The organism is Terrabacter sp. Root181 (assembly GCF_001428505.1).
Taxonomy (GTDB): Bacteria; Actinomycetota; Actinomycetes; order Actinomycetales; family Dermatophilaceae; genus Terrabacter.
Map to the genome: position 1 here is coordinate 1,077,448 of NZ_LMHU01000001.1, position 26,074 is coordinate 1,103,521.

At 71.2% G+C, this 26,074-nt stretch carries 28 protein-coding genes and 1 tRNA gene; 18 read left to right on the forward strand and 11 right to left on the reverse strand.

Features of this window, described 5'->3' with window-relative positions:
* Nucleotides 1–209: 209 nt before the first annotated feature.
* The gene (locus tag ASD90_RS05035) at nt 210–1,028 is read right to left on the reverse strand and encodes an SGNH/GDSL hydrolase family protein (protein WP_056752419.1); all 819 of its coding nucleotides are present in this window, start codon (nt 1,026–1,028) and stop codon (nt 210–212) included.
* Nucleotides 1,025–1,702 carry a uracil-DNA glycosylase gene (locus ASD90_RS05040; RefSeq protein WP_056754450.1) on the reverse strand — a complete coding sequence of 226 codons (678 nt, stop codon included), beginning with the start codon at nt 1,700–1,702 and terminating at the stop codon, nt 1,025–1,027. Before ASD90_RS05040 ends, ASD90_RS05035 begins: the two co-directional genes overlap by 4 nt.
* Nucleotides 1,703–1,746: 44 nt before the next feature.
* On the opposite strand from ASD90_RS05040, the gene ASD90_RS05045 reads away from it, so the two are divergent.
* The 6 genes from ASD90_RS05045 to ASD90_RS05070 all read left to right on the forward strand — a co-directional run bounded on the left by ASD90_RS05045 (nt 1,747) and on the right by ASD90_RS05070 (nt 7,261).
* Nucleotides 1,747–2,925: an N-acetylglucosamine-6-phosphate deacetylase gene (locus ASD90_RS05045; RefSeq protein ID WP_056752421.1), complete on the forward strand. Its 1,179-nt coding sequence runs from the start codon at nt 1,747–1,749 to the stop codon at nt 2,923–2,925.
* A 9-nt stretch (nt 2,926–2,934) separates the two neighbouring features.
* On the forward strand, nt 2,935–3,582 hold the full coding sequence (locus ASD90_RS05050; protein ID WP_056752424.1) for an HAD family hydrolase: 648 nt from the start codon (nt 2,935–2,937) through the stop codon (nt 3,580–3,582).
* A gap of 178 nt (nt 3,583–3,760) precedes the next feature.
* Complete coding sequence (locus ASD90_RS05055) at nt 3,761–5,122, forward strand: pyridoxal-dependent decarboxylase (protein WP_056752426.1); 1,362 nt, start codon at nt 3,761–3,763, stop codon at nt 5,120–5,122.
* Nucleotides 5,123–5,335: 213 nt separating this feature from the next.
* On the forward strand, nt 5,336–5,635 hold the full coding sequence (locus ASD90_RS05060; RefSeq protein ID WP_030193685.1) for a DUF3263 domain-containing protein: 300 nt from the start codon (nt 5,336–5,338) through the stop codon (nt 5,633–5,635).
* 94 nt (nt 5,636–5,729) lie between these two features.
* A complete protein-coding gene (locus tag ASD90_RS05065; RefSeq protein WP_056754453.1) occupies nt 5,730–6,194 on the forward strand; it encodes a GNAT family N-acetyltransferase in 465 nt (154 codons plus the stop codon).
* The gene (locus ASD90_RS05070) at nt 6,191–7,261 is read left to right on the forward strand and encodes a P1 family peptidase (protein ID WP_056752429.1); all 1,071 of its coding nucleotides are present in this window, start codon (nt 6,191–6,193) and stop codon (nt 7,259–7,261) included. Before ASD90_RS05065 ends, ASD90_RS05070 begins: the two co-directional genes overlap by 4 nt.
* A 33-nt stretch (nt 7,262–7,294) precedes the next feature.
* Here ASD90_RS05070 and ASD90_RS05075 read toward each other — a convergent pair whose 3' ends face one another.
* The gene (locus tag ASD90_RS05075) at nt 7,295–8,527 is read right to left on the reverse strand and encodes a M48 family metalloprotease (RefSeq protein ID WP_056752432.1); all 1,233 of its coding nucleotides are present in this window, start codon (nt 8,525–8,527) and stop codon (nt 7,295–7,297) included.
* Between the two features lie 289 nt (nt 8,528–8,816).
* Here ASD90_RS05075 and ASD90_RS05080 point away from each other — a divergent pair, with 289 nt between their 5' ends.
* Nucleotides 8,817–9,839 (forward strand): type IV toxin-antitoxin system AbiEi family antitoxin domain-containing protein, encoded by a 1,023-nt coding sequence (locus ASD90_RS05080; protein WP_056752434.1) that lies wholly within the window; start codon nt 8,817–8,819, stop codon nt 9,837–9,839.
* A 95-nt stretch (nt 9,840–9,934) separates the two neighbouring features.
* On the opposite strand, the gene ASD90_RS05085 is transcribed toward ASD90_RS05080, so the two are convergent.
* Nucleotides 9,935–10,828 (reverse strand): MBL fold metallo-hydrolase, encoded by an 894-nt coding sequence (locus ASD90_RS05085; protein ID WP_235506391.1) that lies wholly within the window; start codon nt 10,826–10,828, stop codon nt 9,935–9,937.
* Between the two features lie 104 nt (nt 10,829–10,932).
* On the opposite strand from ASD90_RS05085, the gene ASD90_RS05090 reads away from it, so the two are divergent.
* The 3 genes from ASD90_RS05090 (at nt 10,933) to groL (ending at nt 13,806) form a co-directional block, all read left to right on the forward strand.
* Entirely contained in the window at nt 10,933–11,478 is a 546-nt protein-coding gene (locus tag ASD90_RS05090) for a hypothetical protein (RefSeq protein WP_056752440.1), read from the forward strand.
* 46 nt (nt 11,479–11,524) lie between these two features.
* Nucleotides 11,525–11,950: an HIT family protein gene (locus tag ASD90_RS05095; RefSeq protein ID WP_056752442.1), complete on the forward strand. Its 426-nt coding sequence runs from the start codon at nt 11,525–11,527 to the stop codon at nt 11,948–11,950.
* Nucleotides 11,951–12,174: 224 nt separating this feature from the next.
* A complete protein-coding gene (groL, locus tag ASD90_RS05100) occupies nt 12,175–13,806 on the forward strand; it encodes a chaperonin GroEL (RefSeq protein WP_056752446.1) in 1,632 nt (543 codons plus the stop codon).
* 159 nt (nt 13,807–13,965) lie between these two features.
* Here groL and ASD90_RS05105 read toward each other — a convergent pair whose 3' ends face one another.
* Nucleotides 13,966–14,256, reverse strand: a complete 291-nt coding sequence (locus ASD90_RS05105; protein ID WP_056752449.1) for a WXG100 family type VII secretion target — start codon at nt 14,254–14,256, stop codon at nt 13,966–13,968.
* Nucleotides 14,257–14,395: 139 nt separating this feature from the next.
* On the opposite strand from ASD90_RS05105, the gene ASD90_RS05110 reads away from it, so the two are divergent.
* Complete coding sequence (locus ASD90_RS05110) at nt 14,396–15,184, forward strand: DUF4031 domain-containing protein (RefSeq protein ID WP_056752452.1); 789 nt, start codon at nt 14,396–14,398, stop codon at nt 15,182–15,184.
* Nucleotides 15,185–15,269: 85 nt separating this feature from the next.
* Here the strand turns inward: ASD90_RS05110 and ASD90_RS05115 are convergent, their stop codons facing one another.
* Complete coding sequence (locus ASD90_RS05115) at nt 15,270–15,764, reverse strand: YajQ family cyclic di-GMP-binding protein (RefSeq protein WP_026864286.1); 495 nt, start codon at nt 15,762–15,764, stop codon at nt 15,270–15,272.
* Between the two features lie 136 nt (nt 15,765–15,900).
* Between ASD90_RS05115 and ASD90_RS05120 the strand changes: the two genes are divergently transcribed.
* From ASD90_RS05120 to ASD90_RS05130, 3 genes are all read left to right on the forward strand, one after another.
* Nucleotides 15,901–15,981 (forward strand) — tRNA-Tyr (locus tag ASD90_RS05120).
* A 290-nt stretch (nt 15,982–16,271) separates the two neighbouring features.
* Entirely contained in the window at nt 16,272–17,456 is a 1,185-nt protein-coding gene (locus ASD90_RS05125; protein ID WP_235506392.1) for a flavohemoglobin expression-modulating QEGLA motif protein, read from the forward strand.
* Nucleotides 17,453–18,451 (forward strand): glutathione synthase, encoded by a 999-nt coding sequence (locus ASD90_RS05130; protein WP_056752455.1) that lies wholly within the window; start codon nt 17,453–17,455, stop codon nt 18,449–18,451. The genes ASD90_RS05125 and ASD90_RS05130 overlap by 4 nt, the downstream gene beginning before the upstream one ends.
* A gap of 32 nt (nt 18,452–18,483) precedes the next feature.
* On the opposite strand, the gene ASD90_RS23350 is transcribed toward ASD90_RS05130, so the two are convergent.
* The 3 genes from ASD90_RS23350 to ASD90_RS05140 all read right to left on the reverse strand — a co-directional run bounded on the left by ASD90_RS23350 (nt 18,484) and on the right by ASD90_RS05140 (nt 21,176).
* The gene (locus ASD90_RS23350) at nt 18,484–18,654 is read right to left on the reverse strand and encodes a hypothetical protein (RefSeq protein WP_157622994.1); all 171 of its coding nucleotides are present in this window, start codon (nt 18,652–18,654) and stop codon (nt 18,484–18,486) included.
* Nucleotides 18,655–18,802: 148 nt separating this feature from the next.
* Nucleotides 18,803–20,512: a CYTH and CHAD domain-containing protein gene (locus ASD90_RS05135; protein ID WP_082588489.1), complete on the reverse strand. Its 1,710-nt coding sequence runs from the start codon at nt 20,510–20,512 to the stop codon at nt 18,803–18,805.
* Complete coding sequence (locus ASD90_RS05140; RefSeq protein WP_056752461.1) at nt 20,400–21,176, reverse strand: endonuclease/exonuclease/phosphatase family protein; 777 nt, start codon at nt 21,174–21,176, stop codon at nt 20,400–20,402. The genes ASD90_RS05135 and ASD90_RS05140 overlap by 113 nt, the downstream gene beginning before the upstream one ends.
* Nucleotides 21,177–21,257: 81 nt before the next feature.
* On the opposite strand from ASD90_RS05140, the gene ASD90_RS05145 reads away from it, so the two are divergent.
* Nucleotides 21,258–21,812 (forward strand): nucleotidyltransferase family protein, encoded by a 555-nt coding sequence (locus tag ASD90_RS05145; protein ID WP_056752466.1) that lies wholly within the window; start codon nt 21,258–21,260, stop codon nt 21,810–21,812.
* Nucleotides 21,813–21,935: 123 nt separating this feature from the next.
* Here the strand turns inward: ASD90_RS05145 and ASD90_RS23355 are convergent, their stop codons facing one another.
* The gene (locus ASD90_RS23355) at nt 21,936–22,091 is read right to left on the reverse strand and encodes a hypothetical protein (RefSeq protein ID WP_157622996.1); all 156 of its coding nucleotides are present in this window, start codon (nt 22,089–22,091) and stop codon (nt 21,936–21,938) included.
* Between the two features lie 352 nt (nt 22,092–22,443).
* Between ASD90_RS23355 and ASD90_RS23740 the strand changes: the two genes are divergently transcribed.
* The 3 genes from ASD90_RS23740 (at nt 22,444) to ASD90_RS24200 (ending at nt 25,667) form a co-directional block, all read left to right on the forward strand.
* Complete coding sequence (locus ASD90_RS23740) at nt 22,444–22,629, forward strand: hypothetical protein (RefSeq protein WP_157610716.1); 186 nt, start codon at nt 22,444–22,446, stop codon at nt 22,627–22,629.
* 52 nt (nt 22,630–22,681) lie between these two features.
* Nucleotides 22,682–24,259, forward strand: a complete 1,578-nt coding sequence (locus ASD90_RS05155) for a phosphatidylserine/phosphatidylglycerophosphate/cardiolipin synthase family protein (protein ID WP_056752471.1) — start codon at nt 22,682–22,684, stop codon at nt 24,257–24,259.
* Between the two features lie 430 nt (nt 24,260–24,689).
* Nucleotides 24,690–25,667, forward strand: a complete 978-nt coding sequence (locus ASD90_RS24200; protein WP_056752473.1) for a LuxR C-terminal-related transcriptional regulator — start codon at nt 24,690–24,692, stop codon at nt 25,665–25,667.
* Nucleotides 25,668–25,713: 46 nt separating this feature from the next.
* On the opposite strand, the gene ASD90_RS05165 is transcribed toward ASD90_RS24200, so the two are convergent.
* Nucleotides 25,714–25,998, reverse strand: a complete 285-nt coding sequence (locus ASD90_RS05165) for a hypothetical protein (RefSeq protein WP_056752476.1) — start codon at nt 25,996–25,998, stop codon at nt 25,714–25,716.
* Nucleotides 25,999–26,074: the final 76 nt, after the last annotated feature.

Below are 26,074 nucleotides of genomic sequence, written 5' to 3' on the forward strand. Positions count from 1 at the left end.
CGGGTTGGGGCTCCCCCGAGCAACCCGAGAAGGAGAATGGCAGGACGGACCGCTCCGCGCCAGAGGTTGGAGCCATCCATTTTCAGGAGATCCTCAGGTGGCGGGCAGGGTGTTCCGAAGAAGTGGTCGTATGCCGGGTGGTCGACGGAGGATCCGGAGCCGTACTTGCCGGGCGCGTCCGCGTCCCGGCCCGAGCGTGTGACGCGGCGTCAGTCGAGGGGGGCGACGTCGGGGCGCTTGGCCAGGCGGTGGTCGCCCGAGCTGCGCCCGGTGAGGCGGCGGTGGACCCACGGGCCGACGTACTCCTTGGCCCACTGCGCGTTGGCCTGCAGCGCCTCGCGGCGGCCGATCGGGGGAGCAGGCTCGAGCGGGGTGGCCCAGTCGGTTTCGGTCGGCGTGTGGCCGAGGGCCTCGAGCGCGGCGAGGGCGACGCGGCGGTGGCCCTCGGTCGTCATGTGGATGCGGTCCTCGGACCACATCCGCCAGTCCCGGAGGGCGTGCAGGCCCCACTGGTCGATGACGTGGGCGCCGTTGCGACGGGCGATGCTCCAGATGTTGGCGGTGTGGATCGCGGCGCGACCCCGGGTGGCCTTGACGAGCGGGGCGTCGGCCGGGTCGACCGGCGTGGCCATGAGGACGTCGGCCCCGGTCGCGCGGATGCGGGCGACGGCGGCCTCGAGCCGCGCGGCGAGGCCGTCGAGGTCGGCCTTCGGGCGCAGGATGTCGTTGCCGCCGCCGACGATGCTGACCAGGTCGGGCTGGAGCGACAGGGCGTCCTCGAGCTGCGGGCCGACGACGTCGGCGAGCTTGCGGCCGCGCACGGCGAGGTTGGCGTAGCCGAAGTCGAGCCCCTCGCTGCGAGCGATCTCGGACAGGTGCGACGCGAGCCGGTCGGCCCAGCCGGCGAACTCGCCGTCGTGCCCGAACGTCGGGTCGTCGTCGCACATGCCCTCGGTGAACGAGTCGCCGATCGCGACGAAGCGCGTCCAGACCGTGGGTCCGGAGCCGTCGGGTGCGGGCTGGGTCATGTCAGCCTCCAGTCGATGGGTGCCGCGCCCTGCTGGGCGAGGAGGTCGTTGGTGCGGCTGAAGGGCCGCGAGCCGAAGAAGCCGGAACGCGCCGAGAGCGGGGACGGGTGGGCCGACTCGATGCGCGGCACGTCGCCGAGCATGGGGGCGAGGGACTGCGCCTGCCGTCCCCAGAGGATCGCGACCAGTGGTCCGCCGCGCTGGACGAGGGCCGAGATCGCCTGTGCCGTCACGGTTTCCCAGCCCTTGCCCTGGTGGCTGGCTGACGCGCCGGGCCGCACCGTGAGCACCCTGTTGAGCAGCATCACGCCGCGCTGGAACCACGGCGTCAGGTCGCCGTCGCCCGGCGTCGGGAGGCCGAGGTCGGTGCCGAGCTCCTGGTAGATGTTCTGCAGCGACCGGGGGACCGGGCGCACGTCGGGCGCGACGCTGAAGCTCAGGCCCACCGGGTGACCGGGTGTCGGGTAGGGGTCCTGGCCGACCACGAGCACGCGCACGTCGGGCAGTGGCAGCGAGAAGGCGCGCAGCACGCGGTCGCCGGCCGGGAGGTAGCCGCGACCTGCCGCCACCTCCGCGCGCAGGAACTCCCCCATCGCGGTGATGGTGTCGGCGACCGGCTCGAGCGCCGGCACCCACGTCGGGTGGACGAGGTCGCTGAGGGGGCGGGCTGGCACGGCCACACGCTACCCCTGTGCGGTGTGCGACAGAATCGACCCCGATGAACCTCACACTGCGCGGACCCGCCCTCGTCGACGACACGGTGCTGCCCGACGTCCTCGTCCACGTCGACGGCGAGCGCATCACGGCCGTCACTCCACTCACGGCCGGCGCGGAGCCCCCGCCCGGCGCCGACGCGGCCGAGCGGGTGTCGGGGACGATGCTGCCTGCATACGTCGACATCCACTGCCACGGCGGCGGCGGCACGGCGTTCACCGACCTCCGCGACGACGCGGCCGCCGCTGCGGCCGAGCACCACCACGCGCACGGCTCGACGAGCCTCCTCGCGAGCCTCGTGACGATGAGCTCCCGTGACCTCGAGCGGGGCGTCGCGATGCTCGCCGAGCTCGCCGACGACGGCGTCGTCGACGGGATCCACCTCGAGGGTCCGTGGCTGGCCGAGGCCCGCTGCGGCGCCCACGACCCGACGCTCCTGCGTGACCCCTCGCTCGCCGAGGTCGAGCGCCTCATCGAGCTCGGCCGCGGCCACATCCGCCAGGTGACGCTCGCCCCTGAGCGCGCTCACGGCCTCGACCTCGTCCGCTGGCTCACGTCGGCCGGCATCCACGCGGCAGTGGGTCACACGACGGCCACCTACGCGCAGGTCGAGGCGGCGGTCGCGGCCGGCGCCGACCTCGCCACGCACCTCTTCAACGGCATGGACCCGTGGCACCATCGCACGCCGGGCGCCGTTGCGGCACTGATGCGTTCGGCCGCGCGCGGTCACGTCACGGTCGAGCTCATCGCCGACGGCGCGCACCTGTCGGACGACACCGTGCGCACGGTCCTCGACCTCGTCGGCGCCGACCACGTCGCCTTCGTCTCCGACGCCATGGCGGCGGCCGGCGTCGGAGACGGTGCCTACGTCCTCGGCGGCCTCTCGGTCGTCGTCGACCGCGGCATCGCCCGCCTCACCCGTGACCCCGACGGCACGACGCCCGGATCGATCGCCGGGGGCACGAGCCACGTCGCCGACATCGTGGCCCGGGCCGTTGCCGCCGGCGTCCCGATGGCGTATGCCGTCCGCCCCGCCACGCGCACGCCTGCCCGCGCGCTCGGGCTGGCCGACCGGGGGGCGCTCGCCGTGGGATCCCGCGCCGACGTGGTCGTCGTCGACGAGGCCGCCCGAGCGACCCGGGTCATGAGACGCGGGCGGTGGCTGGAGTCCCCGCTGCCCTAGGCTCGGCCGGTGACTTCTCCCCGCTGGTCCACCGCTGTCTTCGACCTCGACGGCACGCTGGCCGACACGATCAACCTCATCGTCGAGTCCTACCAGCACGCGTTCCGCACCGTCATCGGCCGCGAGGAGGACCCGGACGTGATCCGTTCGTGGATCGGCCGGCCCCTCATCGGCGCGTTCCGCGACCACTCGCCCGAGCACGCGGACGAGCTCTACGCGACCTACCTGCAGTGGAACGCCGACAACACCGAGCGCCTCATCCGCGGCTACGACGGCGTCGTCGAGGTGCTCGGCGACCTGCGCGCTGCGGGCGTCCACGTCGGTGTCGCCACGTCGAAGCGGCGCGAGTCGGCCGAGCAGGCCATGGACATCCTCGGCATCAGCGAGCACGTCGACGTCCTCGTCGCGATGGAGGACACCGAGCGGCACAAGCCCGACCCGACGCCGCTGCTGCTCGCGCTCGACCGGATGGGGCGCGGGTCCAACGACGCCGTCTACGTCGGTGACGCGGTCGTCGACGTGCTCGCCGGCAAGGCCGCGGGCATGGACACCGTCGCCGTCACGTGGGGCGCGGGCCTGCCCGACGCCCTGCACGGCGTGCGGCCCACGGCCGTCGTGGCGACCGCCGGCGAGCTGCGCACCGCCCTCATCGGCTGAGGTCCTTGGGGGTCCCGGTCCGCACCTGACGGCCCGCAGGCTGCGTCCCAACGACCGAACGCCGCGTTCGGTCGCGAACGCGCCGTCAGAACACCGAGCTCGACACCGAACGCGGCGTTCGGTGCGGAGGGGGTCGGAGGGGTCGGAGGCACCGGGTCGCAGGGCCTAGCATCTGTGCGTGCACAGCTTCGACAAGGACGCCGACCACGTCGCCGTCGACAAGGTCCTCAGCTACGCCCGCGAGCGACTGCTCATGGACCCGATCCCGCTCGACGGCGCGCAGCCCGAGGACTACCTCCGGGCCGCGGCCGGCCAGACCATCACCCCGCAGGGTCTCGGCTCGACGCGGGCGATGGAGCTCTTCGAGCACACCCTGGCGCCGGCCTGCCTCTCGACCGACCACCCCCGCTACCTCTCCTTCATCCCGTGCGCTCCGACGCGCGAGGCCGCGGCGTTCGACGTCGTCGTGGGCGCGTCATCGATCTACGGCGGGTCGTGGATGGAGGGCGCCGGCGCGGTCTACGCCGAGAACCAGGCCCTGCGCTGGATCAGTGACCTCGCCGGCCTGCCCGACTCGGCGGGCGGCGTCTTCGTGCCCGGTGGCACGGTGGGCAACCTGTCAGCGCTCGTCGTGGCACGGCATACGGCCAGGGCTCGCGCGAAGCAGGCGGGCACCGGCGCGCGCCCCTACCGGATCGCCGCGACGGACAACGCGCACTCGTCGGTCGTCTCGATGGCCGCGGTCATGGACGCCGAGGTCTGCGGCGTCCACGTCGACGAGAAGCTGCGCCTGACCGGTGCCGAGCTGCGCAGGACGCTGGAGGAGCACGGCGCCGAGACCTTCTTCGCCGTCGTCGCGACGAGCGGCACGACGAACTTCGGTGTCGTGGACGACCTCGAGTCGGTCGCCGAGGTGTGCCGCGAGTACGGCCTGTGGCTGCACGTCGACGGTGCCTACGGCGGCGCCGGGCTCGCGGCCCCGTCGGTGCGCCACCTCTTCACCGGCATCGAGCACGCCGACTCCTTCATCGTCGACCCGCACAAGTGGCTCTTCGCGCCGTTCGACTGCTGCGCCCTCATCTACCGCGAGCCCGAGCTCGCACGGGTCGCGCACACGCAGGAGGCCGGCTACCTCGACGTCATCACGAAGTCGGCCGAGTGGAACCCGACCGACTACTCCATCGGCCTGACGCGGCGGGCCCGCGGCCTGCCGCTCTGGTACTCCCTCGCGGTCCACGGCACCGACGCCTACGTCGACGCCATCGAGAGCACGCTCGAGGTGACGCGTTTCGCCGCCGACGAGATAGGGCGCCGCGACTACCTCGAGGCGGTGCGCGAGCCCGACCTCTCGGTCGTGGTCTTCCGGCGCCTCGGCTGGTCGCCCGAGGACTACCAGGCGTGGACCGACCGGCTACTCGCGCAGGAGTTCGCCTTCGTCGTGCCGACGACGTTCCGCGCGGAGACGCTGACGCGCTTCGCGATCGTCAACCCGCACACGACGAAGGAGGACGTCAACGCCATCCTCGATACGATGGCGTGACGCACGGGGGACGCCGCACGACCGGACGCGACGACGCGTCACGGGTGGGGCTCATGAGGCTGGTGGGACGCATGTTCCGGGCCTTCCGAGCGCCCCGCCGACGACATGCCGCGCCACGCCCGAGCTGAATGACACCCTTGTCATTTCGGTCTAGGGTGTGACCGGAGCCAACGCACGACGTGAGACGCAGCACCACTCCAGCGAGACGGGGACATGAGCACAGAACACGCCACGGCGCAGCCGCACCGCCACGAGTCCGAGGACGGCCTCAGTGCGCGTGACCTCGAGATCCTGGCGTTCGAGCGCCAGTGGTGGAAGTACGCCGGCTCCAAGGAGCAGGCCATCAAGGAGCTCTTCGACATGAGCTCCACGCGGTACTACCAGGTGCTCAACGCGCTCCTCGACAGCCCGGAGGCCCTCGAGGCCGACCCGATGCTCATCAAGCGCCTGCGCCGCATGCGCGCGAGCCGCCAGCGGGCGCGCACGAGCCGCCGCCTCGGCATCAACGTCTGACCCGTCCCTCACGTCGCCCGTCCCACCGATGGGCAGGTGGCCGCTCGAGCCGGTGATGCGGGCCCTCGCAACGCGCGCGTGGTTCACTTCCCTCATGGCCGAGGTGACGATCCGCCGCGCGTCGGCCGACGACGCCCTCATCGTCGCCGCGCTGCACCTGCAGTTCGCCCGCGAGCTGGGTATGCCGTCCGAGACTGGCTACCTCGACCGTTTCGTCGACGCGTGGCTGGCCGAGCGGCCCGACCGGCCGACGTGGATCGCCGAGAGCCGCGGCGAGCACGCCGGCATCCTCGAGACCCGGCGCATCCACGCGCTGCCGTGGCCCGGTCGCAAGGACGTCTCCTGGCTGCACGTCGGTGGCCTCTTCGTGGCCCCGGGCTGCCGTGACCGCGGCGTCGGCCGCGCCCTCACCGAGGCGATGATCGAGTGGTCGCGCACCACCGACGTCAAGTGGATCCGGCTCAACGCCCCCGACGACCGCGCGCAGGAGTTCTACGAGCGGCTCGGCTTCAGCTCGCCCGGTCGGCTCATGGAGTTCGACCTCCGGGAACCGCAGTGAGCGGTGGCCCCTTCGTCGCGGCCCCCGGCCCGACCAACTCCCTCGTCGACGTCTCCGGCGTGCGCGTCGGCCACTGCACCCGTGACGAGCCCGGGTGGCTCACAGGCGTCACCGTCGTGCTCGCGCCCGAGGGCGGTGCGGTCGCCGGCGTCGACGTGCGTGGCGGTGGCCCCGGCACGCGTGAGACCGACCTGCTCGACCCCCGCAACCTCGTCGACCGGATCAACGCCGTCGTCCTCGGCGGCGGGTCCGCCCTCGGCCTCGCCGCCGCCGACGGTGTCGTGGACGCCCTGCTCGACGACGGGATCGGCTGGCCGATGGGCGAGCCCGGACACGTCGTGCCGATCGTGCCGTCCGCGATCCTCTTCGACCTCGGACGGGGCGGCACGTGGGCCCATCGTCCGCGCGCGGAGGACGGGAGGGCGGCATACGCCAGTGCGTCGGCCTCGGCCGTCGCCCAGGGCTGCGTCGGCGCCGGGACCGGTGCGAAGGCGGGCGGCTTCAAGGGCGGCGTCGGCTCCGCGAGCATCGTGCTCGAGTCGGGTGCCACCGTCGCAGCGCTCGTCGCCGTCAACGCCGTCGGCTCGGCCGTCGACCCTGCCACCGGGCTGCCGTATGCCGTGGGCCTGGGTCTCGGCGACGAGCTGGCCCACGTGGGTCGGCCGAGTGCGGCAGAGCTCGAGGAGTCCCGGGCCCGGGCCGAGGCGCTGCCCGCCAACACCGGCCGCCCGGGCCTCGCGACGACGATCGGGGTGATCGCGACGGACGCCACCCTGACCAAGGCCCAGTGCCAGAAGATGTCCGGCATCGGTCACGACGGCTTCGCGCGGGCGCTCAAGCCCGTGCACACGCTCTTCGACGGCGACACCCTCTTCACGCTGGCGACGGGGGAGCGGCCGGCACCCGACCCGGTCGAGCAGACGCTGCTCATGGAGGCGGGCGCCGACTGCGTGGCGCGAGCGATCGTCCACGCGCTGCTGGCGGCGACGTCGGTCGACCGCTCCGCCGACGGCGGCGTGATGCTGCGCTCGTGGTCCGACGCGTTCCCGTCCGCGATCGCGCGCTGACTCCGGGAGCCGGCGCGCTGAGACCCGGAGGGCTCAGTAGTAGGGATGGACCAGCTCGTCGGAGAGCTGACGGGTGAGCTCGCCCCGGAGACCGGCCAGCTCGCGGTCGGCGCCGTGCTGCACGTCGGAGGCGCCCATGGAGCGCTCCGCGGCGCGGGCCTCCGCGAGAGAGAGGCGCAGGTCGTCGCGGGGGTGGCTCGCGTCCCAGCGCAGGTCCTGCTCTCGCGCCCGCTGGCGTGCGGCCGCGACCTGCTGCGCCGTCGGGCCCGGACGCTCGCGCACCGCCTCGAGGACCGCGAAGGGGTCCTCTCGCCGTCGCGCCCCCGCGGCGGCCAGCGTGTGGAGGCCGGGCAGGTTCTCGGTCGTGACGAGCAGACGCACGACGGCGGACGTGCCTGCAACCTCGGCGGCCCGGAGGTCGGCGAGGTACTCGCGGCGCTGGGACTCGACGGCGGCGAGGCGCTCGAAGAGCAGGAGCAGGAGGGTTGCGGGCGCGGAGAGCACGCGGAGGACCAGTGAGCCGACAGCGTTCATGGTCGCCTCGGAGACATCGCGACGGTCGTCGACGAAGTCTGAGTAGGCGTCGTCGGGCAAGGGGGTCAGGAGCGTGGCGGCGCGACGCAGCACGCCGTGCGCGACGGCCGCCAGGTGGCTGAGGGCCGTGTCCCGGCCGCGGAGATGTCCCATCTCGTGGGCGAGCAGGGCGAGGCGCTCGTCGTCGGTGAGCAGGGTCCAGAGCGGTAGCCCGATCACGAGCGCCTGACGGCGCCCCCAGCCGATTCGAGCGACGCCCGCGTTGAACTCGATCGAGACGGCGATGAGGTCCGGGGCCGGCGTACCGACCGACTCGGCCACGGCTGCCACGAGGCGGTGGGTACTCGGATAGTCATCGGCTGGCAGCAGTCGGACGTCCTCGAGCCGGTGGGGCCGTGGCGCGATGGCAACCACGATCAGCCAGCCGAGGACGACGGCGAACCAGCCGATGACGTTCTTCGAGGCGACGGTGGCGATGACGAGCAGGACCAACGCGATGGCATACGAGGCGAGTACGAGCACCGAGATCGCGATGACGCCACGTGACGTGCGGGTCGAAGCCTGGGGGCGCTCGCCCCGACTCACCTGGGCGAGCAGGACGCCGTGGATCCGGGCCGAGGCCTGGTCGAGTGCCTCGACTCGCCGGCGGGCGAACCACGAGAGTCCAGGTCGCGGTGGGGCCGCGGCGGCGGTGGACGTGGGCGAGGACGAATGTGGGTGGAGCTCGGACAACGGACGGCCCTTCGGCGGTGGGTTGGTGCTCCGGATGCTACGGCTGCGTCGACCGTCGCGGGCTGCTTGCCCGGGCACGGTCGCGACGGGCCCCGCCACGAGGGCCAGAGCCGGGCCCACATCAGGGGCGCGGGCCGCAAGGTCGTGGAGCTCTCCCGGCACCTGGTGCCGAAGGATCTCATCGAGCCATCCCGCGGATCATCCACACCCCCTCGTCGGGGTGGCTCGTCAGCCACAGGCAGACGCCGCCGCTGTGCGGCATCCAGGATGCGCGGTCACGCTCGGAGGCATGGACCTGTCGTGCGCGCACCGACTGCTCCGGTCGCAGGACGGGGTGATCTCGCGGTCGCAGGCCCTGGAGTGCGGCCTCGACGACAACGGCCTGGAGAGGCTGCTGCGCCGTCGAGAGCTGGCGCGGATCCACCCGGGCATCTACGTCGACCACACCGGGCCCGCCACGTGGTCGCAGCGCGCCTGGGCCGCCACGCTCTTCCACTGGCCCGCGGCGCTCGCCGGGCCGTCCGCGCTGCGGGCTCACGGTCTCAGGTCGTTCAACGGGGGAGGGCGCGCTGACGCGTGGATCGACAAGGGGATCCGTTTCGGACGCGTGGCCGACGTGGACCCGGTCCATGTCGTCGTGGACGCGAGTCGACGGGTCGTGCCACCGAGTGGTGTCGTCGTGACCCGTCGGTCCGACTTCGAGAGTCGCGTCCTGCTCCACCTCGCGCCGCCGCGTCTCCGCCTCGACGAGGCCCTTCTCGACGTGGCGTCGAGCTGTCGAGGCGAGGCGGACGCCGTCGCCGTCCTGTCGGATGCGTGCCAGGAGGGAGCGACGACCGCCTCACGCCTTCGCGCCACGCTGGCCGCACGTGGGCGGTTGCCTCGGCGACGGCTCCTCCTGGCGATCCTGGACGACATCGCGAACGGGACGATGTCGGTCCTCGAACGGCGCTACCTCTCCGAGGTCGAGCGAGCGCACGGCCTGCCGACGGCGCGCCGGCAGGTCCGCGCCGTCACGAGGTGGGGAGTGACCTACCGCGACGTCGAGTACCCGGAGCTCGGGGTCGTCGTGGAGCTCGACGGACGGTTCGTCCACGCAGGGCCGGCGCGCGAGTGGGCCGATCTCGAGCGCGACGTCGACGCCGCGAGCCGTGGTGATGCCACCCTGCGACTGGGTTGGTCCCACGTTCTCGAGCCCTGTCGCGCGAGTCTGCTGGTCGGGCAGCTCCTCCGATCCCGCGGCTGGGACGGCGAGCTCACGTCGTGCGGCCCGAGCTGCGGCGTGGCTCGGTCGAGGCATCGGGTCGCGTGAGGGCCGTCTGCGTGGGCCGCAGGTCGTGGAGTGCAGTCGGCACCACGTGCTGGGAGAACTCCACCACCGGACCCGAGGCGCCCGTCGGCGCGGAGTCAGGGGGCGGGTGGGGTGAGGTGGTCCCAGCCCCGGCGGATCGCTGCACCCAGGTGGTCGAGCGGGTAGGGCAGGCGCGGGTCGGGCTCGCGCAGCGCCTCCTCGAGGGAGCCCGCACCGAGCCGGCGCTCGCGGATCACGGCCGCGACCGCGGCGATCTCGTCGCGCTGCCGGGCCACGAACGCGCCGTCGACCGGGCGTCCGTGTCCCGGCACGACGACGATGCGGTCAGCGGCCTGGACGAGGTGCGAGGTGAGTGTGTCGGCCCACTCGAGCGGCCAGCAGTCACTGCCGAACGACGGCTGGGCGCTCTCCTCGACGAGGTCACCGAGGAACATCGCGTCGGTGTCGGGCACGAGCACGGCGACGTCGCCGTCGGTGTGGCCGCGACCGGCATACGTCATCGTGACCACGCGGTCACCGAGGTCGATGGTCGCGTTGGAGCCGAAGGTGCGGTCGGGCGCGCGCACGACGGTAGCCATGACCTCGGCGGCGTCGCGCTCGGTGTAGCCGTGCTCCGGACCGGCTCCCGGGTCGGCCCGGAAGGCGGCCTTGATCCGCTGGGCGTCTTCCTCGATCGTGCGCCCGACGTTGTCGTGCGCATGCACCGTCGCGAGGTCGAAGGCGGCGTTGCCGAACGTGTGGTCGAAGTGGACGTGCGTGTTGACGACGTGGCGCACCTCGATGTCACGGCCGAGGCGCCGGACGTCGTCGAGCACCTGGCTGCCCTCGACGTCGCTCGCACGGGTGTCGATGACGACGGCGCCGTGGCGGCCGAGCACGAGTCCGACGTTGACGTCCCACTGCCGGTAGCGCGCGACGAAGACGCGATCGGCGACCTCGACGAAGCCCGTCGTCGTCGCCGTCGTGGCTCCCTCGGGCGGTGCGGTCATGCCGCGACCCTTGGTGTGATCCACGTCTCGCCGAGCATGGGTCCACCGTAGCGGCCACGTCCTGAGGAGGCGTCCGGCGCCCGGTTCCTCTACGTTTGTGGACCATGTCGACCGAGATCCACACCTCCACTCCCGGCTCGAAGTCCCGACGCAAGGTCGTCATCGCTGCCGTCCTCGCCTCGATCGCCCTGCTCTCGACCGGTGCCGTCGCCTTCTGGTCCGGCGACAGCTGGAGCGACGAGGCGATGTCGTCGGGCGGCTTCCCCGGACTGCCCGGGGGCGACTGGTCGAGCACGACCTCGGACGACGGCTGGGGCTCGGCAGACACCTCCACCGCCGCCACCAGCGGGGCCGGCGCGACCGGGGCGACCGGGGCCCGCCGACCCGGGACCACCCGACCGCGGGCTACCGCTGTCGTCGTCGAGCCGGCCTCCCACCCGACCTCGTCGGTCCCCACGACGACGGCGCCCGCTCCGTCGCCGAGCCAGGCCACCACGGCGCCCGCACCGAGCTCGACCGCCGCCCCGAGCCCGAGGCCGACCAGGGGCAACCCGAAGCCGAAGCCGACCTCGACGAAGAAGCCCATCCCGACGCCCAGCCCCTCACCCACGTCGAGCGACGGCGGCTGCGTCCTGCTCGTCATCTGCTGAGCCCCGCGGCCCGCCCGACCGTGCTCGGGCGTGAAAGCCTGTCGGCATGGACTGCGTCTTCTGCTCGATCGTGGCGGGGGAGGTCCAGGCCGACGTCGTGCTCGACGAGCCGGACCTCGTCGCCTTCCTCGACCGCCGCCCCGTCTTCAAGGGCCACGTGCTGCTCGTGCCGCGCCGGCATGTCGACACCCTGCTCGACCTGCCCGCGGACCTGCACGCCACGCTGCTCGGGGCGACCCAGCGCCTCGCCGCGGCCGTCGTCGAGGCGCTCGGCGCGCAGGGCACGTTCGTCGCGGTGAACAACGTCGTGAGCCAGTCCGTGCCGCACCTGCACGTCCACGTCGTGCCACGGACCAAGGGCGACGGCCTGCGCGGTTTCTTCTGGCCGCGGACGACCTACGCGTCGCCGGAGGAGTCCGCCGCGCACGCGGCCCGGATCGCCACCGTGCTGGCACCGGCCGGGGACGCCTGAGCCGACCCCACGGCATACGCCCTCACCCGAGCGGGTGAGACGTTTGCACTCTCACCCCGAGAGTGCCAATAATGGCGTTAGCACTCTCCCTAGGGGAGTGACAGAAATGGGCCGTATGCCGAGGGGCTGGGTTCGCAGCTACATGAAGCTGGGGAGACCGGTCCCGTCCGTCGCGGGCGTCATGCGGGCCACCACCAACGATTCGCGTGGGAGGAACCACCCGAATGGCCAAGACCATTGCGTTTGACGAAGAGGCGCGTCGCGGGCTCGAGCGAGGAATGAACATCCTCGCCGATGCCGTCCGCGTGACCCTCGGCCCGAAGGGCCGCAACGTCGTCCTGGAGAAGAAGTGGGGCGCCCCCACGATCACCAACGACGGCGTCTCGATCGCCAAGGAGATCGAGCTCGACGACCCGTACGAGAAGATCGGCGCGGAGCTCGTCAAGGAAGTTGCCAAGAAGACCGACGACGTCGCCGGTGACGGCACGACGACGGCGACCGTGCTCGCCCAGGCGATGGTGAAGGAAGGCCTGCGCAACGTGGCCGCCGGCGCCAACCCGATGGCGCTCAAGCGCGGCATCGAGAAGGCCGTCGAGGCCGTCACCGCCCGCCTGCTCGAGCAGGCCAAGGAGATCGAGACCAAGGAACAGATCGCCTCGACCGCCAGCATCTCGGCGGCCGACGAGGAGATCGGTGCTCTCATCGCCGAGGCGATGGACAAGGTCGGCAAGGAAGGTGTCATCACCGTCGAGGACTCCAACACCATGGGCCTCGAGCTGGAGATGACGGAGGGGATGCGCTTCGACAAGGGCTACATCTCCGCCTACTTCGTCACCGACACCGAGCGCATGGAGGCCGTCCTCGACGACGCCTACGTGCTCGTCGCGAACTCCAAGATCGGCAGCATCAAGGACCTCATCCCGCTCCTCGAGAAGGTCATGCAGTCAGGCAAGCCGCTGCTGATCATCGCCGAGGACATCGAGGGTGAGGCACTCGCGACGCTCGTCGTGAACAAGATCAAGGGCACGTTCAAGTCGGTCGCCGTCAAGGCTCCCGGCTTCGGCGACCGCCGCAAGGCCATGCTCACCGACATCGCCATCCTCACCGGTGGCCAGGTCATCTCCGAGGAGGTCGGTCTCAAGCTCGAGAACGCCACCCTCGACCTGCTCGGCCGCGCTCGCAAGGTCGTCGTCACCAAGGACGAGACGACCATCGTCGAGGACGCCGAGGACCGCTCGCAGATCGAGGGCCGCATCGCCCAGATCAAGGCCGAGATCGAGAAGTCGGACTCCGACTACGACCGCGAGAAGCTCCAGGAGCGCCTCGCCAAGCTCGCCGGCGGCGTCGCCGTCATCAAGGCGGGCGCGGCCACCGAGGTCGAGCTCAAGGAGCGCAAGCACCGCATCGAGGACGCCGTCCGCAACGCGAAGGCTGCCGTCGAGGAGGGCATCGTCGCCGGTGGTGGCGTGGCTCTCATCCAGGCCGCCAAGGCGCTCGACGAGCTCGTGCTCGAGGGTGACGAGGCGACCGGCGCCAACATCGTGCGCGTCGCGACCGAGGCCCCGCTCAAGCAGATCGCGATCAACGCCGGTCTCGAGGGTGGAGTCGTGGCGGAGAAGGTGCGCGGCCTGGAGGCCGGTCACGGTCTCAACGCCGCGTCGGGTGAGTACGTCGACCTGCTCGCCGCCGGCATCATCGACCCGGTCAAGGTGACGCGCTCGGCGCTGCAGAACGCAGCCTCGATCGCGGCGCTCTTCCTCACGACCGAGGCCGTCATCGCCGACAAGCCCGAGAAGAACGCGCCGGCCATGCCCGGTGGCGACGACATGGGCGGCATGGGCGGCATGGGCTTCTGAGCCCAACCGTCTGAGCAGCACCGCAGCACGTCGCAAGGGCGGCTCCTCCTCACGGGGGAGCCGCCCTTGGGCGTCTCGGGCGTCTCGGGCGTCCCGGGCGTCCCGGGGTCCCAGGCGCCCGTGAGGCAGAGCGGCGTATGCCGTGTGCCCGCGAGGGACTCAGCGGGCGAAGAGGGCGCGCGTCGCGTTCTCGTGCTCGGCATACGCCGAGGACGCCTTGAGGGTGAGGCGGCCGACGTCGGCCAGCGCCTCGGTCATCTGGGCCCGGATGCGCTGGTAGTCGTGCATGACGCGCTCGAACTCGACCTTGGCCGGGCCCTGCCAGTCGGCGCCCATGCCGGCGAGGCGCCCGCGCAGCTCGGCGGTGCTCGACGTGATGGTGTCGGCGAGGCGGTTGATGTCGCCGGCCGCGGCGGCGATGCGTTCGGTGTCAACGACGGAACGGGACATGGGTCTACTCCTCGATCGGTGGACCGGCCGGACGGCGGCCGCGTGCGTTCGAGGCTAGGTCGGGCGGAGGGGCGGCGGCGCGCGTCATCCACAGGGGACCCGACGGCGTACGTGATGGGGCTGGCCTAGGCTCGGGGCCATGACCGTGTGGATCGACCAGCCGATCTGGCCCGCCCACGGTCGGCTCTTCGCCCACCTCGTCAGCGACACCTCCTACGACGAGCTGCACGCCGTCGCCCGCGCCGCCCAGCTGCACCCGCGGTCGTTCGACGGCGACCACTACGACGTGCCGCAGGGACGGTGGCAGGACGCGGTCGACGCCGGCGCCACACCGACGGGCGGGGCCGACCTCGCGCGCCGGCTCAACGCGTCCGGCCTGCGGCTGCGCAAGCGCAAGCGCGACCGCGGGGTCCTCCGCATCCTCGACGTGTCGTTCCCCAACGGCTCGAGCGACGTCGACCTCGTGGCCTCCGACGACCCGATGGACCCGGCCCGCGTGCTGGCGGCGATGGTCTTCGTCCGCGACCGGCGCGGCGACTTCGTCGTCGTGCACAGCGTGCGTCGCGGCGAGTGGGGCTCTCCCGGTGGGTGGCGCGAGGACGACGAGACACCGGTCGAGAACGCCGTGCGCGAGACGTTCGAGGAGACCGGACTCAGGCTGCGTCACCCGGACGTACTGCCTTGCGGCTACGAGCGGTTCACGCCTCGCACCGACGACAACCTCTTCGGTCGCGACAAGCCCTTCCTGCAGGTCTTCCGAACCCGGCTCGACGACGTGCGGCCGGAGCTCACCGACGGCGACGACGGCATCCACGAGACGCGCTGGGTGACGCCGCAGGAGTACGCCGAGCTCTGCGGCCACCTCTTCTGGTGGGCCCTCGCCGTCGAGGTCTTCCCGGACCTGCGCGGCTTCGCCCGCCCCCGCTGAGACGCACGTATGCCGCCCACCTGGGTGGACGGCATACGTGGTCTCTCGTGGTGGGTTCACCTGTCGCCCAAGCGGACCCGCGCGCTCAACGCTGGTTCGTGAAGTTCAGCGCGACGTCGAGGTCGGCCTCACGCAGCATCCGCTGGACGGCCTGGAGGTCGTCGCGGGACTTGCTCGACACGCGCAGCTCGTCGCCCTGGATCTGGCTCTTGACGCCCTTGGGCCCCTCGTCGCGGATGAGCTTGTTGATCTTCTTCGCGTTCTCCTGCGAGATTCCCTCCTTGAGGGGCGCGTCGAGGTGGTACTCCTTGCCGGAGAGGCGCGGTCCGGCCTCGGGGACGTCGAGGTGCTTGAGGCTGACCTTGCGCTTGACGAGGTGGGTCTGCACGACGTCGAGCACCGCGAGGCAGCGCTCCTCGGTGTTCGCCTTCATCTTGATGACGTCACCCGCGAGGTCGACGGAGGCGCCGACGTTCTTGAAGTCGTAGCGCGTCGCGATCTCCTTGCTGGCGCTGTTGACCGCGTTCGCGATCTCCTGCTTGTCGAACTTGCTGACGATGTCGAACGAGGAGTCGGCCATCGGTGGGGTCCTTCCGGATGCTGTTGTCTGGTCTGTCGGGCGGGCGCTCGAGACGCGTGCGGACGCGACGAAAGCGCCGCCGCGGGCCCGATTTCGGACCGCGCCCGATCTCTTGCTATCCTTCCAGACGCACCAGGGCAGGTTGTCCGAGCGGCCAATGGAAACGGACTGTAAATCCGTCGCGAGAGCTACGAAGGTTCGAATCCTTCACCTGCCACCCAGTGCTCAGAAGGGCCCCTGACCAGCGGAAACGCCGGTCGGGGGCCCTTTCTGCTGTCTGGCGGCGGGGGCCCGCTGGTGGCCGACGACGGCTCTTTACGAGTGTCTGTGGGGAAATCTGCCGGGCTCGACGCAGAGATGGCTGCAGGACGCGTAGACGCGGAGGAGTACGTTCACGCTGTGTGCCGCCCGATCGGCGACCTGGGTGACGGGCGCACCCGCGTTGAGCCAGAGCGAGACCGCTGCGTGCCGCAGGTGGTATGGCCGGGCCTTGGGTATGTACATGGCGTGTCAACTCTGACGGGGCAGCGGCTGGGGCCGGCTCTTGACATCGATGCTCGCCTCACCGGCCTCGAGCGCACCGTGGATCTGCTGCTGAACCTGACGCCGGTCAACGCGGCCGAGGCGTGGGTCGACTTCGAACGCAGTGACTATGGCAGCGCGCCGACGCTGCGGCTGCGGCCCCTGGACTTCGACCCGGACCTGGTGCGGCGTGATCTCTACGGGCTCGAGATCGAGAACGTCACGGATCCCGCACTCCACGCACTTCTGCGATCCAAGCGGGACGAGATAGCCAGACAGGTCACGGCTCTGGAGGATCGCGACACGTCGCGCTTCGTGTACGGGTCACTGCAGCTCTACGGGGGGATCACCCGGGTCTTGGCAGCGGATGCGGAAGAGCTGCTGCGGCTCATCCCCGCCCAGGTCCCCAGCGGGCGCAGCGTCACCGCCGGGGCTTTTGCGGAGGCCGCGCGTGCCGAGTTCCATCGATACGGCGCCCAGTACCCGGGCTTCCCCGTGAACGTCCAGGTGCGCGAGGACATCTCGGAGCTGATGGTGTCGTTCGGCCAGCTGCTCATCCCCGAGGCCGCAGCGATCAGGGCTGACCGCGTCGAGGCGTTGCTGCACCATGAGGTCGGCACTCACGTCGTCACGTACCAGAACGGTGCCAGGCAAGCGCTGAAGCTCCTGACGATCGGCCTGCCGGGTTATGACGAGACCCAGGAGGGACTCGCCGTGCTGGCGGAGTACCTGGTCGGCGGGCTGGACCCCCGGCGGCTGCGGGTGCTCGCGGCGCGCGTCATCGCCATCGACCGGATGCTGCACGGAGCCGACTTCTTGGAGATCTTCGAGTCGCTGAGGGCGGACCATGGGATCCCGGCGCGGACCGCGTGGGCCATCGCCATTCGCGTCGTCGTCGCGGGCGGGTCCGTCAAGGACGCGATCTACCTCCGCGGGATCAGCCGCCTCCTCGACCTGCTCGCAGAGGGCGTCAACCTCGACGTCCTGTTCGTCGGCAAGCTCGCGGTCGACCACATTCCGCTGATCCAGGATCTGCTCGACCGCAAGGTGCTTGAAGCGCCATGGGTCCGTCCGCGCTGGCTCGACGTTCCCGGCGCGCAGGAACGGCTGGACGGCATACGCGCGGGCATGTCCGTCACCGACCTCTACGAAGGAGCCGTGCCCACATGAGACTTGCCTTCCTCGTCAACGACGTCGCCACGGAGATCGACGAGTACACGACCACCAGGCTGGCGAGAGCCGCCGCCCAGGGCGGCCACGAGGTCTGGTACCTCGGCGTCGGCGACCTCGAGCTCGGAGAGCGAAACGGGCAGCTGCTCGGCCGGGCTCGGATCGCGACGCTCGAGGGCGGTGACACGCTTCGAACGTTCATGGGCCGCGTCCAGGAGGGCGACGCCGAACGAATCGTGTTGGACGACCTCGACGCCGTGGTCCTGCGCAACGAGTCGATCGACGACCTGCAGGAGCGCCCCTGGGCGAGCCCACTCGGCGCCGTCTTCGGCCAGATGCTCAAGGCCCGCGGCGTTGTGGTGGTCAACGACCCCATGTCCCTGATCCGCGCCACCAGCAAGCTGTACCTGGAGGAGTTCCCCGAGAAGATCCGACCCCGGTCACTGGTGACGCGCGACCCCGAGTCGATCGAGCGGTTCGTCCGCATGGTGGGTCACTCCGTCGTCAAGCCGCTCTACGGAGCCAAGGGCCGAAACGTCTTCATGATCAAGGACGCCGACGAGACCAACCTCGCCCAGATGACCGAAGCGGTGCTGCAGGACGGCTACGCGATCGTCCAGGAGTTCATCGACGGGGGAGAGCGGGGAGATGCACGCATCTTCGTCCTCGAAGGACGCATCCTCGAGCGCGGTGGAAAGCTCGCGGCGTTCCGACGGGTGCCCACCGGCAACGACCCTCGAGCCAACATCAGCACGGGCGGGCGCTCCGTTCCCCTCGAGGTCAGCGACGTCGAGCTCGCCGTCGTGGACGTGATGAGCGAGAAGCTCGTGGCAGACGGGATGTTCCTCGTGGGCATCGACGTGATCGGCGACAAGGTGGTCGAGATCAACGCCGAGAGCCCCGGAGGGATGCAGAGCGTCGAACGGCTCTACGACGTGGACGTCTGCCCCACCGTCATCGAGGCCTTGGAGCGCCGCACCCGGTCGAACAGGTGACAAACCCTGTCGAACGCGAATGTGCCGCGCTCTCAAGCGAGCAGTTGGGCGTGGGTGACCTCAGCACCGCGAGCCGTGAGCATCTCAAGGACTCCGAGGAACTCTTGACTGTCATGCACTTCCAGCGCGAAGACGGACAGGTCGCCGGTGCGCTGGGAGGCGATGGCATACGGCCAGAGGTCGTCGTGCTCGATCTCGCCCACGACGACGACCTCTGCTCGCACAGGCATCCGATACCCAGAGCACCGGGCCTCGAACCAACGAGCGTCGTCGCTGCACGTGGCAGTCGCTGAGTGGGGCTGTCACGCACTGAGAGCGTTGCAACCCCGAGAGGTATGGGTGCAGTCCGTGCTAGCCGGTCCAGCGCGGGATCTGTTTGCGGCTGAACCTGGTCCAGACCGTCTCGAACTCGGCCTCGGCACGTTCGGCACGAACCTGCTCCAGGGCGTGGAGCCGACCAAAGGAGAAGCTGTTGTCCCCGGCCAGATGCGCCTGCACTCCCAGCTCGCGCAGACGGCCGCGCGCGTTGACCGAGTCCTGGTGCGCGCCGAGCACCTTCTGCGCCTGTTTGGCGGACTTCGCGAGTGAACGAGCCCGCTTGCCCAGCGGGGGTACTGCGACCTCGGCTGCGTAGCGCAGGCGCTTGGCCTTCTTCCGGGCCTCGTGGAACGCCATGTCGCGGTGGGCGGCGTCCGGGGCGGCCTCGATCGCTCGCACCGCGCGACGAAGCCGCTTCAGGTCACGGGCCAGCAGACGCGGCATCATCGTGCGGGCCGACGTGTCCGCGTGCGGTCGCAGCGGCGGGCTGGCGACGAGAGTGTCGAGGGTGTCGAGCAGGTGCCAGTAGCGGTCACTGTCGAGTGCTTCGCGGGCCCCCACGAGCCCGGTCTGGTGATCAGCGCGCAGCTGGTCTTCGATGCGCGTCACGGCAGAGCCGATGACGAGCTCATCCGGCTCCGACGAGACCAGGGCGAGCAGGTGCTCACGTAGCACGTGCGCGTCGCGCGCTGGCGCGAGCGACCGGCCGAGCCAGCGCAGCTCCTCCTGCACGGGATCGGTGTGGGTTCGGTCGAGGATCGGTCGGAAGGTGCTGAGCGCGGACCGCAGCCGCCGGGCGGCGATCCGAAGCCGGTGGACCGACTCGGGATGGCCGGCCCGCACCCCGGCGTCGTGCTCGTGCAGACGAGCGGTCTGTTCGGTCAGGTGCGCGGACAGCAGCTGGCCGGCGGTGCCCCTGGCGAGCTGCTTCTTCGATGGCCGGACCTGCTCGACGCCTGGGATCTCGCCCACGACGCGACCCAGCTTCGACCCGGCGCTCGCCGGGACCGCGCCGGCAGCGAGCAGGACCGCGGTGACGGCTTCAAGCACTGAGGCAGGGCCTGCGTCGAGCTCGACCTCCCATTCCCTCCAGGTCTGGTCGGGTTCGTCGTCGCCGAGCAGCTGACCCAGCACCGCGTCGTCGCAGACCCGCGCGACCACTGCGCCCTCGGCATCACGCAGGGCGTACTCACGCCGAGTCGTGTTCACGATGGCGATCGGTGCGAGGGGGCGGGCCCGTGCGATGGCGCCCACTCGCGTCCGTAGCTGGTCAGGCACGTCACCGCCTACAGGCCCGAGTGGCTCGCGTATCTCGGTCCTGGTGTCTGGTCCGGCAGGCAGCTTGAGGTGCCACCCCGCGTCCGTGCCGCCCGTGCGGCGCCGCAACGTGATTCGCGCGCGGGCGAGGTCGTAGTCCGGGGTGTCGAAGTAGACAGCTTCGAGCTGGAACTCGCCGGGTTGGTCGACCGAGGACACGCCCTCAGCGGAGGTGAGGTTCGGCAAGACGGTTCGTGTCTCGACGTCGAACTTTCGCTCTGTCTCGTCATGCTGCGAAGCGGCCATGCTCCTGATCTTGACGCATCCTCGGTTGCCATGGGTGGCTTGCCCCGGCCCCGCTGGTGTCGTCCGCTCACGCAGGGTCGTGGAGCAGTTCGACGTCCACAGCCAGTGCCCGGTGGTCAGAGACGGGGAGCGCCACGGCCTCGCCTCGGTGGGTCCGTACGTTTCCACGCACGAGCACATGGTCGATCTGCTGGGTCGGTCCGGCCGCGGGGTAGGTCAGCAGCTGCACGCCCGATGTCATCCCCGTGAGGTGCGTCGCGCGCTCGGGTCCCATGTTGAGGTCACCCATGAGCAACACCGGTCCGGTGTCGTCGGCGATGTCGGCAACGAGGCGGCGCAGCTGACGGCCGTTCCACCAGTCGATGAACGACAGGTGCGTGTTCACCACCGTGACTTGCCCGCCGGGGGACTCGACATCTGCGACGACGGCGACCCGAGGCTCGTCGCGCACCAGCTCAGGGAGGCGGCGACCGGAGAAGCGCATCGGGACCCGCACCGGCACCGGTGCGAGCCGCACGACCCGCCACCCTCGCACGGGGAAGCGCGACAGGAGGGCGATGCCGTACGCGGCAGCGTCGGGCTGCTCCTCGCCGGTTGACGCGATCCAGGTCGCACCGGGGCTGCCGGACAGAGCCGCCACGAACCTGTGCTCCGGTGCCTCCATCGCCTCGGCGGCGATGGCCGTGAGGTCGGCGCGGTCCGAGCGGTGCTGGTTGTGGTCCACCTCCTGCATCGCCAGGACATCGACGTCGAGGCGGCGGATCGCCTCGCGGAATCCGACGAGATTGACGTGCTGGTCGGTCGGCACGCGTCCGTTGAGGATGTTGAACGTCGCGACTCTCATGACAGGCTCCTACCCGCCGGCCCGTCGGCGCACGCGAATGCGGGCTGTCGGCGCACGTGCTCGTGTGGGTAAACCAACACCATGGGAGTGGACGACGCGCCGGACCTTCGGGAGGCGCTCAAGACCGTGGCCGTGGCACTGAAGCGGGCCGGCGTGCCGTTCGCGCTGATGGGTGGCTATGCGGCATGGGCCCGTGGAGGGCCGGAACCCGACCACGACGTGGACTTCCTCGTCGCGGACGAGGACGCGGACCTTGTGGCCCAGCACCTGGCTGACGAAGGGCTCGATGTCGTGCAGCCGCCGGAGGACTGGCTGTTCAAGGTCTACGCCGACGGGGCCATGGTCGACATCATCCACGGACCGGTCGGCGGGGCCGTGCACCGTGCGGAGGTCCAGCGCGCGACGGCCATGGATGTCCTGTCGGTCGAGATGCCAGTGCTCGAGGCCACAGAGCTGCTCGTGCACAAGCTGAACGCGCTCGACGAACACTACTGCGATCTCGCCAAGGTCCTTCCGGTCACACGGGCCCTGCGAGAACAGGTCGACTGGGACCGCGTCGGGCGTGAGACCGCGGGCAACGACTTCGCCGTCACCGTGCTCTTCCTGCTTCGACGGCTGGACATCATCTCCGGCTGACCGTGTCAGGCGAGGGGCTCCTCCAACGTCCATCCCTCCCGGTGCCCCTCCTCGTGTACGAGGTGGGGCTAGGCCGCGGCGTGGGATCCGAAGGCTGCCGCGCGGGGAGCTCAACCCGACTGCTCAACCGTTGCGCAGCGACCCCGACCGGTGCGGGCCGCGAATCCTCCGCTGCAGGCGCAGGTCGTCACGAAGACCGGGCGGCATCGGCAGCCCGCGTCGAACCAGCTCGGCGGCATATCTCTCCGTGGCGTCGAGCAGCGCGCCCCGAGCGGCCATCAGAAGAGCCGCATCGACCCGCCCGGACCGCAGGACTCGCACGTCTGCCTGAGCTGCGTGGACGAGCGACATCAGTTCCGACAGCTGCGGTGCGGCTGGTGGCACGACCGGCGGATCGGTCCGCATCGCTGACTCCGGTCTGTCGCCGCACGGTGCGCCGACCTCATTCCCGAACCCTACGCCCGCTGAACATCGCCGGGCCCGTGCTGGCCCTCGAGGAAGGGGCGACCGATCCACGTCTCGCGAGCATCAGGACGGGGAACCCGAGGGCTGGAGGAGGAGCGGGTCGCCACCACGGGCGTCACAATGGACCTGTGCACGACTGCCAGGTGCGCGGCGGAGGGTGAAGGACATGTCCACGAGCTCAAGCCCCGACTCGGGCCGGTCCCTACCGGACTGGGCTCTGGGGCAAGCGATGAACGACCTGGACGACGACGACACCGCCGGCCGCGACGAACGGGCGCAGGAACTCGTGCAGGACTTCGAAGACGAACGGCACGACGAGGATGACGACGCGGACGAGGGAGGCGAGGGCTGACCCAGCCCGCGACGCCGGCCCTCCGGCGTCGTGAGTGCGGCATGCTCGGAGCATGACCGACCCTGCTGACTGGTTGCTGACCCGGGCCGAGCGGGGCAACCCCTCCACCCGGGTGGACGACCTGCACGGCCCTTTGGCCTGGTCCGAGGGCAACCACGTCCGTCCGCTCATCCACGGCGCGACGTACTTCCGAGAGCTGTACGACGCGGTGGAGGCGACGGGGCCGGGTGACCTGGTCCTCTTCACCGACTGGCAGGGCGATGCCGACGAACGGCTCACCGGGGAGCCCGGCAGCGAGGTGGTCGAGGTGCTCGCACGCGCGGACCGGCGCGGGGTCGTCGTCCGCGGGCTGGTGTGGCGGTCGCACGTCGACCAGACCGGATTCTTCGCGACCGAGAACCGCCACCTCGGTGAGCAGCTGCAGCGCCGGGGCGCCGAGGTGCTGCTCGACATGCGGGTGCGCGCCGGCGGGTCCCACCACCAGAAGTTCGTCGTGATCCGCCACCACCAGGACCCAGGCCGCGACGTGGCCTTCGTCGGCGGTATCGACGTGGCCCACAACCGGCGCGATGACGCCACGCACCAGGGTGATCCGCAGCCCCAGCCCCTCAGCGAGGAGTACGGCCCACGCCCGCCGTGGCACGACGTCCAGGTGGCGATCCAGGGGCCGGCGGTCCACGACGTGGAGACGGTGTTCAGGGAGCGTTGGGGCGACCCGGCCCCGCTGTCGCGCGCTCCGTGGCGTCGGCTGGCCGACAGGGCTCGCGGCCTGGACAGCACGCCCGCCCGCCTTCCCGGACAGTGGCCTCCGCCGCCGCTCGCAGGTGACCACGTCGTGCAGCTCCTGCGGACCTACCCCGACCTGGGCCGGGGCCGCGACTATCCCTTCGCCAGGGGTGGAGAACGCAGCGTCGCCCGCGGCTACGCCAAGGCAGTCCGGCGGGCCGAGCGCCTCGTCTACGTCGAGGACCAGTACTTCTGGGGGCATGACGTCGCGCGGGTCTTCGACGAGCAGCTCCGGAGGCAGCCGGACCTCCACGTGGTCGTCGTCATCCCGCTGGTCCCCGACCTGGCCGGTGTCAACCGCGTGCCGCAGCTGCTCGGCCGTCACCGCGCGATCGGGCGGCTGACGGAGGTCGCTCCCGGCCGCGTGACGGCGTACGGCCTGGTGAACCACGCCGACGTCCCCGTCTACGTCCACGCGAAGGTCTGCATCGTCGACGACACGTGGGCGAGCACCGGCTCCGACAACTTCAGCCGTCGCTCCTGGACGCACGACTCGGAGCTCACGGCCGTCGTGCTCGACGAGTCCTACGCCCGCGACCTGCGTCTCACCCTTGCCGCCGAGCACCTCGACCGGCTCGACGACGTGCGCGACCGCGGCCTCGAGGCGACGATGGGCGACTGCCTGGATCCTGCCGACATGGTCGAGGTCTATGCCGACCATGCCGCGCGGCTCGACGCGTGGCTTGCCGCCGGGAGCCACGGGTCGCGACCGCCGGGGCGGCTGCGCCGGCTGCCTCTGCCGCAGCTCACGGCCCGGCAGCGGCGTTGGGCCACGCTCCCGCTCGACGTGATCCAGGATCCCGACGGGCGACCGCCGGCGTTGCGCAAGGACGAGCGCTACTGAGACCCCGCCTCGCGACCCCGGCCGTCGTGGCCGCGACGGCTGTCCGGTCGGGCCGACCGGAGGCCAGGTGTCTCCGAAGCCAGCGGTGCCCCGGTCCCCGGCGCCCCTCCACGAGGCCGGGGACCGGGGCGATCGCGGCACTCGACGGCCGGACGAGCCGGTGCGCTGCGGCATACCCCCTGACCGACCCGTGCCGTCGCGCAACCGGATGGAACCCCTGATCCGGGCCGTCGGTGACCTGCGAGCCATCGACCGGCCATGCCCACTATCAGCCCTGGCGTGGCCGCGGGGTATCCGCCGGAGGGGGAGTGGGCGGGTCGTTCGCCGGCGGAGCCGACCTGCGTGAAAGCGGCCGCACGCGGGTCGAGGGCGTTCTACGGTGGCCACCTCGCCCGAGGTGGGACGAGCGCGTTGCAGGAGGGGGTGCACGATGACGCTCAGCGACCTGACGATCCGGGCCCTGCGCCATGCCGACCAGGTCATGCACGAGGCGGACCGCAGCGACGTCTTCACCGTCTACGACGCCTGCCGGGCGGCCGTCGGGGCCATCACCAGACTCGACGACTTCTACGTCGCCCTCGTGCACGAGCAGGACCGCGAGCTGTCCTACCCGTACGTCTTCAGCAACGGGCGCTACCTCGAGACCGGAACGCTTGCCTACGGCCCGAGCGGGGTCGTGGCCTGGGTGCTCGCCTCGCACCGGCCCTATCGCTACCGGGACGACGGTGGTGCCCTGCTCAACCGGGGAGTGCGGTTCGGCGACGGGCAGCTCTCCGCCGACGCCGTCGTCGTGCCGATGCTCGGCGTCGACGGGGTGGTGGGCCTGTTGGGTGCGTTGTCGGACACCCCGGACGTCATGACCGACGAGGTCGTGACGGCGCTGACCTGGCTCGCGGCGCTGGTGCTCGACCGGATCCATGCGGCCAGCCCGGGTCGGCGTCTCAACCTCGGGGCGGTCTACCCGGAGCTCTCGGACGACGGGCGTGCCGGCACCCTGATGGCGGTCAACCAGGCGTCCTCGGCGCTGACCCGCCTGGCGCTCGACATCGAGGAGACGGCCGAGGAGCTGCCGCCGGACGCAGACGACGGCGCTCGCGACCGGCTCGCCCTGCTCAGCCGACGCTGCTTCGAGGTGCAGGCTGCCCTCATGACCCGTCTCGGCGGCCGCGCCGAGACGGCCCGCGGGAGGAGTCCGGTGACCGACCCGCTCGAGGGGCTGTCCGCGCGGGAGCGGGAGGTCGTCGCCCTCGTCATCGGCCCGGACGGCGACCCGGGCAACGCAGGGATCGCGGCCGCCCTCGACATCGGCACCGCGACCGTGAAGACGCACGTCGCCTCGGTGCTCGCGAAGCTCGGGCTCCAGCACCGCAGCGAGCTGCGCTGGCTGGTGCGCCACGGGCCCGGCTGAGGGACCGCGCGGTCGTCCGCGCGCGGTCGTCCTCGTGGTCGTCGACCTAGCGGAGGTCCTCCTCGCTGACGCCGAGACGCACCTTGCCCTTGCTGGGGCAGTCGTCGGCGTGCGCGAGCGCGTCCTTGCGGGCCTTGTCGCGGGCTCGTCGCGCGGGGCCCGTCCAGTCGCAGCTCTTGCAGTAGCCGAGCACGAACGAGCCGTCCTCCTGGGTCGTGTCCGCGTCGACGCGCTCGAGGGTTGCGTGGTGCTTGTTGCCCTCGCCGTCCTTCACGGTCAGCTCGTCACCGCGACGCCTGAAGAACCGCGGGCCACCCCCAGACTTCGCCATGGCGTCATCGTCGCCTGCTTCACGGCCGGGCACCAGTGGCCGTTCAGCGAACGGATGGTGTGCCACGTGACCCAGC